Below are 8017 nucleotides of genomic sequence, written 5' to 3'. Positions count from 1 at the left end.
CGACGTTCCCCGCTCGCAGCAGCGCCAGTGGCCTGGTTTTGCGCCGCCCAATGGCCGGTTTTTGCTCCGCCGTTGACAATCATGGCGATCTGCTCGATGTGATCGCGATCTGCTGCGGACATGCCACGCTGCGCGAAACGCTCGACGAGGCACGGCGGTTTCTCAGCCTGCCAATGGCGCCGGCGGGCAAAGATCCGCCAGCCCGCAAGGCCAGGGCGGCGACAGGAACGCCGGAGGCGGCGCGGCGATTATGGGCGGCGGCGAAGCCGATCGGCGGAACGGTCGCGCGGCGCTACCTGTCAACGCGGTCCATTACCGACCTGTCGGGCATCGATTCCCTGCGCTGCCACGAACGATGCTATTATCGTGCCTCGAACGAGGATGTCGCCAATGTCCGCCCCGCGTGGCCGGCGATCATCGCGGCGGTCACCGATCTCGATGGCACGATCACCGGCGTGCATCGCACCTGGCTGGCGCCTGACGGTTCCGGCAAGGCGCCGGTTGCCTATCCCCGCCGAGCGATGGGTCGCCTCCTTGGGCATGGTGTGCGATTCGGGCGGGCCGGACCGGTTATGGTCGCGGGCGAAGGCATCGAAACCCTGTTGTCGCTGCGGCAGGTGATGCCGGCTGTGCCGATGATCGCCGGTCTCTCCGCGGCCCATCTCGCTGCCATCCTGTTCCCGGCCGGGCTGAAGCGCCTCTATGTCGCGCGCGACGACGATCCTGCTGGCGCGGGAGCGCTGACGACATTGACGCGGCGGGGGCTTCCAGCGGGCGTTGAGGTGCTCCCGCTCGAACCCCGGCTCGACGATTTCAACAGCGACCTCACCGCGTTTGGCCGGGAACGGTTGGGCCAGTGCCTCAAGGGGCAGCTCCATCGGTCGGACGTCACGCATCTGCTGATACCGGCATGCGCGAAAGCGGGCGGGACGCACCATCGGCTTCCGGCCCGCATGGGGCTCACCTGACGCGAGAGGCCGCGCTCTTGTGCCTTCGTCAGAGGGCGACTGCGGCAAACGCCACGGGGCGGCAATGGCGGACCTTGCGGCTATTTTCCGCCGGGGCGGACGCCCCTTTGCATCGCGAAGCAAAATAGCCGCGGTCCGCCACCCTCCGCTTCGCTCCGGCCGTGCCCTTGCATGGCACGGTTCTGCCCCGCTGCGCCTGCCGCCGGGTGTCGCCACGAAGGCCGCGAGAGGCGCGGCTGCCACGCGACGGAGACTTTCCATGGCGATCCACGACGAACCCGACGGTCACGAGCCTCAACCCGGCTCCACCGCCTACCTGCTTCAGGAAATGCAGCTTTACGGGCACCGGCCCTTCGAAGACGAGCCCGATCATCGCCCCTTGCCCGACGACCGCGTCGCCGGCGGAGCTGTCGCCGATATGTTCGACGCACTGGTCTCCTGCCTGATCGACACGCGGATCGAACCCGATCTCGAAGATCTCGCCTGGGGCATCGTCAATGTCTTCCACCGCGCCGGCGAGCGGATCGAACGCGAACTTGACGACAATGAACAGGCGCAGAAGCGGATGCAGCGCGAACAGGATGGCAGCGAGGTGAAGTCGGTCGAGCTCGAGCGCATGATCGCCGAGGGGATCACGATGCTCGAACGCCGCGACACCATGGAGTTCTTCCGCGATGCCGCCGCCGACCAGTTCCGCATTCATATCCGCAAGCCCTGGCTTCCCCGTGCCGGAGCGATGGTCAATCACAAGACCCTGACCGCGACGGTGCTCGACAGCCGCAAGCAGATCAACAGGCGCGAATATCAGAAGCAGCGGCTTCTCGATCCCGATGGCGTGCGCGTCGCCTTTACCGGCGGGGCCGATTATAATGATCACCAGCGCATCTATGCGGTGCTGGACAAGGTCCATACCCATTTACCGAACATGATCCTCATGCACGGGGGCACGCCTACGGGGGCCGAGCGCATTGCCGCCTGCTGGGCCCGTGATCGCAAGGTGCCGCAGGATCCGTATCGGCCGGACTGGAACCACCACAAGAAGGCAGCCCCGTTCAAGCGCAATGACGCGATGCTGGAAGCCTGTCCCAAAGGGGTCGTGGTGTTCCCCGGAACCGGTATCCAGGACAATCTGGCCGACAAGGCCCGCAAAATGGGCATCCGTATCTGGGATTTCCGCAAGCGCAGCGGCTGACGCTGCGCGCATGTCCCCCTTAGCGGATGACGACGACCTCGGCTTTGGCGGCCTCGGCGACTGTCCGCCAGGCCTTGTCGGCAGTCCAGGCGGGCAAACCGTCATGAACGGCAAGCGCAAGACAAAAGCGATCTCCCAGCGACAAGCCGGCGTCGGCCGTCGTTGCCCGAAGCCGGCCCGCCAGCTGCGCCAGGGCTTTGTCGGCGGGCACGACCGTCATCGGCAGAGGATCGAGCATGGCATCGACCTCGCGTTCGGGCATGCCGAGCCGGATATAGTGGCTGACGACTTCGGCGTAGTTGACCGTATTCATCCGGGCCGAAGCGATGTTTTGTGCGACCTTCGTACCGCCTGGCTCCTCGTTGAGCATCGCGATCAGGGCAGACGCATCGAGAATGATCTCGCTCATTCACCGCTTTCCGTCTTGCGATGCGCGATGAAGGCCGCGACGGAGGCCTCGTCGTTCCGATCCTGCGTGTAACGCTTTGCAATGGCGCGTGCGTGCGCGACGGCCTGCGCCGCCGTACGCAGCACGACGCCGTCGGCGGTTTCTTCGAGAAACACCGCGCCGCCATCGCTCAGGCCGAGCCGCTTGCGAAGATCGGCCGGCAGGCTCATCCGGCCGGTGGGCGTGATGTTGACCTGTATCGTCACGGCGGCCTCCTTTGTCCTTTTCTACGATCAATGGCTCAATACGGAGTTTATGGCATAAATAGGCAATCGTGTCACGATTTCCATTTTTGTCCCAAAGTTCATTGATAAGAGGGCGTAGGCATGGCGGCCCGGCTCGGCGGCTGCCTGACTGGTGGGCCGGGTCCGATCGCCCCAGGGTACGATGGTCCTCAACCATGGAGCTTACCGCCCTCGCGATAGCACAGCTGACGGTCCGATCGGTACACGACATCAACCGACACGGATCGCCGCCCCGAAATTGCGAGAAGGTCCAGCGGTCCCTTTCCGGCCTTCGGTCTTGCCATGGAGGCGCTCGCAAATGCCTCCTGCCCGCGGGCGGAGCGTGAAGCGCCGGAACGCAGGTGTGAGAAGTGCGCGGACATGCCTCATTCTTCGACGAATAGCGGTGGCCGGGAAATCCTGATTACTTCGGTTGCTCACGACCGACCCCTCATGTGTCGCCTGCATACGATCCTCGGCCGCCTTGTGCCGTCAACCCCGCAAGGGGGTTCCCCTTGCGCTGCGCTCCAGGTGACGTCGGCGGCCGGGCTCTCCTTTGGGCGTCATCGGGGACGGTCCCCGAGCAACCAAAGGAGTTTTCATCATGGCCACGATCGCTAACCTCAACGTGAAGAACGACGGCAGCCTCGAAGGCACGCTCGCGACCCTGACGGTCAGTGCGCCGATCGCCATCGTCCCCAACGCCCGCAAGGCGAAGGAAAGCGAGCCCGACTTCCGGATCATCAGCCGCAAGAACGGCTTCGAGCTGGGCGCGGGCTGGAACCGCTACTCGCAGACCACCGGCGCCGAATATGTCTCGGTATCGCTGTCCGCGCCGGAGTTCGGCACCATCTACGGCAACATCGCCAACGCGCCTGGCGAGGATCCGATGAAGAAGGTCATCATCTGGAACCCGCCGGCCTGACCGGCCCGAGGCGGCCCCGCCTCCGGGCGGGGCCGCCAGCTCGTTGAGCCGCTTTTATAGGGCCGGGACGAGCGACAATTGTTCCACCAGGCCAGCAAGCCGGCGCTGCGCCTCGGGCAAGGCGCTCGCCAGATCGACCTCGCCCAGCGCCAGCATCTCCCGGCCGCCGTCCAGTCCGAAGCGGGAGATGCTGGCGGGAGGCGTCCCCGGCCGCGCCGGGTAGAGCAGCATCAGCCGGTCGCATCGGTACAGGCGGGCATAGGCCATCATCTGATAGACATCCGCCTGGGATACGCCGCGCTTGCGATCGAGTGGATCGGCGGCCAGGCACTTCCACTTGGTGTCGATGATCGCGACGATCTCGCCGCCGCGCCGAAACATGAGGTCGGGCCGCGTCTGGAAAAGATCGCCCGAACAATCCTCATCGGCGCTCCAGTCGCCAAGGCAGTAGCGCAGGCCGCCCTGCGCCACCACTTCGATCCCGCTCCCGGCCAATGCGCGTCTCAGAAGCGTCGCGACCGAGGCCTCGAACAGGTCGTTCATCGGAAAGAGCAGCGATATCCCGTGCTGTGCATGGCGATCATGCCCCGTCGCCTGCCAGTCGCGCCGGACGAGCAGGCTCGCCATGGCGTGCAAGCTCTCCCAGCGCCTGTTCGTCCTGTCGATCCGCACCCGGTCCCACGGCAGCGCGCTGAGTGGAATGTCGCGGACATCGGCCAGGAGGAAACGCAGTTCATCGAGGAGACGCTGTGTCTCCGGCGACCGGCTCAGTCCCCGCAGTGTCCGGACTGCGGCTTTCATGATCTGCAGGAGCGGAATATCGCTGGAAAGCTGGTCATAGCGGCAGGCAAGCCGATCGGGACGCACCGCATGGTGAGTGAACTGCCGAACCAGATCGATGCGGCCTCTGACGACGGAGAGATCCTCTTCGTGGGGCAGATAGCGCCTGGGCAGACCACACCGTGCTTCAGCAAGGAGCCGTTCGGCGAAGATGCGGATCAGGATCTCAAGCAGATTTTCGGCGCCGCGCCCAATGCTGGCGCTCGCGCCGGCGCCGATCTCAAGCCCGAGCGCCAGATCGAGCAGACCGATCAGCCGCCGGCGAACCGACGGGGCATCCTCGTCCGGCGCGTCCCGATCGACCTTGGGGAGGATTTCGAGGCTGCATCCCGGGGCGGCAAGCACGCCGACCATCTGACCAGCGCGCAGATAGTGCCGGTGATCGGACAGGATGCCAGCTCCATCCTCACCGCCCAGCGGGTGCATCCTTGCCGCAGCGACAAGCGCATCCGCCTCCTCTGCCGTGAATCCCTGCGCACCGATCGGAACCCGGCCCCATTCGGAAACCGAACGGTGCGTCACGCCGGCTGCGCCTCGGGCTCAACGGTGATGGCGTCATCCTCCCCGGACGGTGAGATAAGCCTCTCATAGGCGTCATCCGCGAAAGGCATGCGCACGAACCAGCTCTTGCGCTCGAGTCCGTCGAAGCCGGGCGGGGCTTTCAACGTGCGCTCGCCGATGAAGCCGTGTCCCAGCACCGCGCGGATCCGCCCCCAGTCTTCGAAGAAGAACTCCTCGAGAAGCGGGATGATCTTGTCGCGCATGACCGCATCGACATCGGCGCGTGTCGCGCAATCCATGAAAAAGGCGTGGCCGATCCGATGCTCGCAATCGATCAGATACTCTATCCGATCGTTGATCGTGCCCAATATGGCCGGCAGCGCGATGCCACAGCGCGCTGCGGCATCGGCCAATAACTCCGGTTCCGGCGCGATCTCGCGGAAGGTGAAGCGGCGGCGGAGCGCGGTGTCGAGCAGTGCGATCGACCTGTCCGCCGTGTTCATCGTGCCGATGATGTGCAGATTGGCCGGAACGCCGAACAGGGTCTTCGAATAAGGCAGGCGGACGGTCAGCGCATTGGGCATGCCAAGGCGCTTGTCGGTCTCGATCAGCGTGATCAGCTCGCCGAAGACCTTCGAGATATTGGCGCGGTTGATCTCATCGATGATCAGCACATGCCCCTCGGGCGTCCCGCTCGTCGCCGCGTCATCGCCGCCTGTGGTGACGGTCTGCTCCAGACCGTCCCAGTTCACGTAGCGACTGTTCATCTGATAGACGGAGACCTGGCTGAGTTCCTTGCTGTAGACGCGCTCGCGCGGCAGGCTCTCGTCGCTGTGCCACAGCCAGCGAACGCTGCGGCGGTGATTATATTCGCCGTTCGGTCCGGGAACGAACTGATAGGGGCCGGTCACTTCACCGATCGCCCGGAACTTGCGGTTGCCATCGGAAACGATGACCAGCGAACCGACCTCCATATTGATGCGAAACGTATACATCTGCGACATGTTGGGGTCGTTGCCGCTGGCTTCGGGATGGTCCTGCCGCCAGCGCTCCTTGATCGCTTCCCACTCGTCATAGCGGCGATCCGACCAGTCGACGTCGCCGCCCCAGCCCAGCACGACATAGCCATCGCGCAGTGCGTCCTGATAGATGATGTCGTCGGCCGACGACCGGCTGCGCCCCAACGACATCTTGAAGACCTTGCGGCTGCGATCGATCGACCGCGGACCGTTATCGATCACTTTCCCGCGGTTGCTGGCCGCGACATCGGCGATCTGCTTGAAGATGCCGTCCTGTGCCTGCAGGCTGAACCCTGCGGATGCGTCGCCGTCATCCTCGGAATCGCCGGTGGTGGGGCGCAGGCCCTCGACGAAATCCTCATAGCTGAAGTTCTGGTGAAAGGTGACGAACTCGATCCGGCCCTTCTGGGCGAGGGAGCGATAAAGCGCCATCAGTTCTTCCCGGTCGTCCGGCACGCTTTCGCCGCACAGGCGCACGGCTTCGCGGGCCGTCGCGTAAGTCTTGCCGGTGCCCGGTGGCCCATAGAGGATAAGGTTGGTCGGGCTGTCCATGTCTGTGTCCATTTCGTCGTCGAGCACTGCGCGGTTTTCGTCGGGGGCGAGGCGTTTCTGGCAGGTTTCCCAGAAGAAGCCCTGCACGTCCCAGAGATCGCGCGGCTTCCAGCGCCATTCGTCTTTCATGATGTCGAAGATGCGCCGGGCGAGGCCCACGACGCCCTCCAGCTCGCTTGCCGTAAGCGGCTGCAAAGCGAATGCCGGTCGTCCCAGCAACATCTTCGCGGCGTTGTCCGTCGGCGTCGAGCGGATGCCGATGATTTGCAGCGGATCCACCATCGCCCGCACCATCGTCGGGATTGTGCGGCTTTCCGCGAAGGGCCGGCTTCCTGGAACCTTCTCATTAAGATAGGGCCACATCCGCTCGGCGAACCCGGCCACGGCCGCAATGCCGTCTTCGTCCCGGGCCAGGCTTCCCGCGGCCTCTTCCATAACCCCGGGCACCGAGCTGCGAATGTCGGCGACCAGCTTCGCAACGCGCCAGTCGAGCAGATTGCTTCGCAGACCGCCCCTTCCGGAGATGAGATCGAGTAGTGCCGCGCCGAGCGCCGCATCGTCAGCGTCTCGATATTCAGTCAACAGTTCATCGGTCCGGGCGATGAGGGCACGCTTGTAGTCGTCCTCGGCCGAGCCATAGCCGGCGCTTTCCGTGAAATCCCGGAAGTCCGGATATTTTTGCTCGAACATGCGCCGCAGCCGTTCGAGCATGCGGCGATCGAAACCGCCCAGTTCGAACCGGAAGATGGTGAAAGGGCTGTCGATCTTCTCCGGCCGTGCCGGTGCCGGGACGCCGGCAAGCGCCTGCATCTTCGGCCCGGCCAGCGCCTGACAGATATTCTTGTAGTGGTTCTTCAGATCGAGCGCTTCGTTGACCTCCCGGACCGGGATATCGACGTGCGGGCGGCCCTGCGTTCGAGCCGGGCGAATATAACGATCGAGGGCATAGCGCCGCACACGCTCGGCATCACCCGGCGCGGCCCCGTCGGCCTCCCGGCAGAAGTCGCGGTAGAGCTCCGTGCAGCGCAGCGCCTTGCGAAGGCGCTCGTCATAATTGTTCGATCGCGGGACCAGCGCCTCGGGCGGCGTCTTTTCCGGCAGTGCATCGATCGATCCACGCAGCGCCGCGAGCACACCCTCCAGTTCGTCGCGTTCGAATGCGGAATCGAGATCGCGGTCGGGCAAATCATAATCCGGCATCGCCGCTTCCACCCGCCTCATCCGGCTGATGTCGCTATCGACCGAATGCGCGGCATATCCCTTGTTCAGCAGCCAGTCTCGAAACTCAGCTTCTCTCACTTTCCCCCCAAAACGTGCCCCGGATACGCAATGCTGCACCCATAAGTGC

General features: G+C 64.6%; 7 protein-coding genes. 3 read left to right on the top strand and 4 right to left on the bottom strand.

From position 1 onward, the window contains the following. Positions 1–968, top strand: a 968-nt coding sequence (locus tag CV103_RS13060) for a DUF7146 domain-containing protein (RefSeq protein ID WP_107395177.1), incomplete at its 5' end; no start/stop codon positions are given. A 259-nt stretch (positions 969–1227) separates the two neighbouring features. Continuing rightward, the gene (locus tag CV103_RS13055) at positions 1228–2160 is read left to right on the top strand and encodes a DUF2493 domain-containing protein (protein WP_107395173.1); all 933 of its coding nucleotides are present in this window, start codon (positions 1228–1230) and stop codon (positions 2158–2160) included. 19 nt (positions 2161–2179) lie between these two features. Here the strand turns inward: CV103_RS13055 and CV103_RS13050 are convergent, their stop codons facing one another. Next, positions 2180–2569: a type II toxin-antitoxin system VapC family toxin gene (locus tag CV103_RS13050; protein ID WP_107395172.1), complete on the bottom strand. Its 390-nt coding sequence runs from the start codon at positions 2567–2569 to the stop codon at positions 2180–2182. Then, positions 2566–2814: an AbrB/MazE/SpoVT family DNA-binding domain-containing protein gene (locus CV103_RS13045; RefSeq protein ID WP_107395171.1), complete on the bottom strand. Its 249-nt coding sequence runs from the start codon at positions 2812–2814 to the stop codon at positions 2566–2568. The genes CV103_RS13050 and CV103_RS13045 overlap by 4 nt, the downstream gene beginning before the upstream one ends. Positions 2815–3436: 622 nt before the next feature. Here CV103_RS13045 and CV103_RS13040 point away from each other — a divergent pair. Beyond that, entirely contained in the window at positions 3437–3757 is a 321-nt protein-coding gene (locus tag CV103_RS13040) for a DUF736 domain-containing protein (RefSeq protein ID WP_107395170.1), read from the top strand. A 54-nt stretch (positions 3758–3811) separates the two neighbouring features. Here CV103_RS13040 and CV103_RS13035 read toward each other — a convergent pair whose 3' ends face one another. Together CV103_RS13035 and CV103_RS22880 are read right to left on the bottom strand one after the other, a co-directional pair. Further along, positions 3812–5119, bottom strand: coding sequence for an McrC family protein (locus CV103_RS13035; protein ID WP_107395169.1), 1308 nt, complete (start codon positions 5117–5119; stop codon positions 3812–3814). After that, a complete protein-coding gene (locus CV103_RS22880; RefSeq protein WP_245896819.1) occupies positions 5116–7968 on the bottom strand; it encodes an AAA family ATPase in 2853 nt (950 codons plus the stop codon). The genes CV103_RS13035 and CV103_RS22880 overlap by 4 nt, the downstream gene beginning before the upstream one ends. Between the last annotated feature and the right edge of the window lie 49 nt (positions 7969–8017).

Origin of the sequence: Edaphosphingomonas fennica, assembly GCF_003034225.1 — a bacterium.
GTDB classification, from domain to species: Bacteria; Pseudomonadota; Alphaproteobacteria; order Sphingomonadales; family Sphingomonadaceae; genus Sphingomonas_E; species Sphingomonas_E fennica.
Note: the sequence above shows the minus strand (reverse complement) of the source record. Positions and strands in the feature narration are given on the sequence as shown.